General features: G+C 40.3%; 3 protein-coding genes. All 3 read right to left on the bottom strand.

Going from position 1 to position 1,664, the window contains the following annotated elements:
- Nucleotides 1-214 precede the first annotated feature (214 nt).
- The 3 genes from rplI to rpsF are packed head-to-tail and all read right to left on the bottom strand — an operon-like array spanning nucleotide 215 to nucleotide 1,397.
- A complete protein-coding gene (rplI, locus tag EI164_RS15965) occupies nucleotides 215-721 on the bottom strand; it encodes a 50S ribosomal protein L9 (protein WP_192520964.1) in 507 nt (168 codons plus the stop codon).
- A 24-nt stretch (nucleotides 722-745) separates the two neighbouring features.
- Nucleotides 746-976 (bottom strand): 30S ribosomal protein S18, encoded by a 231-nt coding sequence (gene rpsR / locus EI164_RS15960; RefSeq protein ID WP_010198808.1) that lies wholly within the window; start codon nucleotides 974-976, stop codon nucleotides 746-748.
- A gap of 16 nt (nucleotides 977-992) precedes the next feature.
- Entirely contained in the window at nucleotides 993-1,397 is a 405-nt protein-coding gene (gene rpsF / locus EI164_RS15955; RefSeq protein WP_057759380.1) for a 30S ribosomal protein S6, read from the bottom strand.
- Between the last annotated feature and the right edge of the window lie 267 nt (nucleotides 1,398-1,664).

Below are 1,664 nucleotides of genomic sequence, written 5' to 3'. Positions count from 1 at the left end.
TATTCTAGCAGTTACTCTCTATTTATGAGTGTTCTTATTTATTGGGGGGATTACCTTAGCGAATGTGTATCACCTTTTTTTAATGAGGACACGCTTCAATATTCTGACAGCTCTTACTTAAACAAAATAGGGCGTAACCATAAAACATAGACAAAAAAAGCCAGCAACCTAAGGTTGCTGGCTTTTTATAGACTGAGTCTAACTATATAGAAGATTACTCTTCAGAATAGTCTTCGTCAGCAGCTTCTTCGTCAGCAGAATCTTCGTTGTTACCATCTTCAGAAAGAATGGTAACCAAGATGCTAGCAGTAACGTCATGGTGTAGCTGAATATCAACATTGTATTCGCCAACTTGACGTAAAGTGCCTCCAGGAAGCTTGATTTCAGCACGATCTACTTCTAGACCTGAGTTAGTCAATGCTTCGGCGATATCGCGAGTACCGATAGAGCCGAATAGCTTGCCTTCGTCACCTGATTTAGCACGCATGATGACATTAACATCAGTTAAAGCATCAGCACGCTCTTGAGCACTAGCGATTTCTTTTGCTTCTTCAGCTTCAAGCTCAGCACGACGTGCTTCGAACTTTTCAATGTTAGCTTTAGTAGCAGGTAGTGCTTTACCCAAAGGGATAAGAAAGTTACGTCCGTAACCTGGTTTTACATCGACAGTTTCACCGAGTTTACCAAGGTTGACGATACGCTGTAACAAAATAATTTGCATGAGTCATTCCTAGTTAATTAACGGTTAACCCTGATGGTTATCAGTGTATGGAAGTAGCGATAAGTAACGAGCTTGCTTGATAGCAGTAGCTAGTTGACGCTGATATTTAGTAGATGTACCGGTAATGCGGCTTGGTACGATTTTACCATTATCACTGATGTACTGTTTTAGCAATTCAACATCTTTATAGTCGATGTGAGTGATGCCTTCAGCAGTGAAACGGCAGAATTTGCGACGGCGATAGAAACGTGCCATGAGTATTCTCCTTTAATTAGTCTTCACTGTTGTCGTTGTCGTCGCTATCGTTTTCACGATTGTCTGGACGACGAGTAGTTGCTTTGCGTGCGCGTTTTTCATCGGCATTCTTGGCTAACTGCGACTCTTCAGTGACAGCTTCGTCACGGCGCATAACTAGACTACGAATGATCGCGTCGTTATAGCGGAATAATTCTTCAAGTTCAGCCAAAGTTTCACCGTCAGTTTCAATATTGAAAAGAACGTAGTGAGCTTTGTGAATCTTGTTGATTGGATATGCCAATTGACGGCGGCCCCAATCTTCTAAACGATGGATAACACCGTTGTTGTCTTGAACTAACTTGATGTAGCGCTCAACCATGCCGACCACTTGGTCGCTTTGGTCTGGGTGTACAAGTAACACCAGTTCGTAATGTCGCATTATGACTCCTTACGGATTAGTAGCTATTAACCCTATGTTAATAGCAAGGAGATTTATAAGGTAAGCCCAATTCTGACCAGTTTTTATAAAAAACAATCTAGAATAAGCTTAGGATATAAAGCGCCGTATTATAGCAGTACTCAATCATTAACACAAAGGTTAATCGCTGAGATACTGCTAATAAACTATAAATTTCATAAATTGCTTTCTAATATAGTCACTGCACTACAAAAGAGTTATGTTTTGGATGAATATCATAAAACAATT

The organism is Psychrobacter sp. FME13 (assembly GCF_014861395.1).
Classification (GTDB): domain Bacteria; phylum Pseudomonadota; class Gammaproteobacteria; order Pseudomonadales; family Moraxellaceae; genus Psychrobacter.
Note: the sequence above shows the minus strand (reverse complement) of the source record. Positions and strands in the feature narration are given on the sequence as shown.

Excerpts from the sequence above, each read along its gene's own strand:
- rplI (WP_192520964.1), bottom strand. The coding sequence starts at position 721 with ATGCAAATTATTTTGTTACAGCGTATCGTCAACCTTGGTAAACTCGGT.
- rpsR (WP_010198808.1), bottom strand. The coding sequence starts at position 976 with ATGGCACGTTTCTATCGCCGTCGCAAATTCTGCCGTTTCACTGCTGAA.
- rpsF (WP_057759380.1), bottom strand. The coding sequence starts at position 1,397 with ATGCGACATTACGAACTGGTGTTACTTGTACACCCAGACCAAAGCGAC.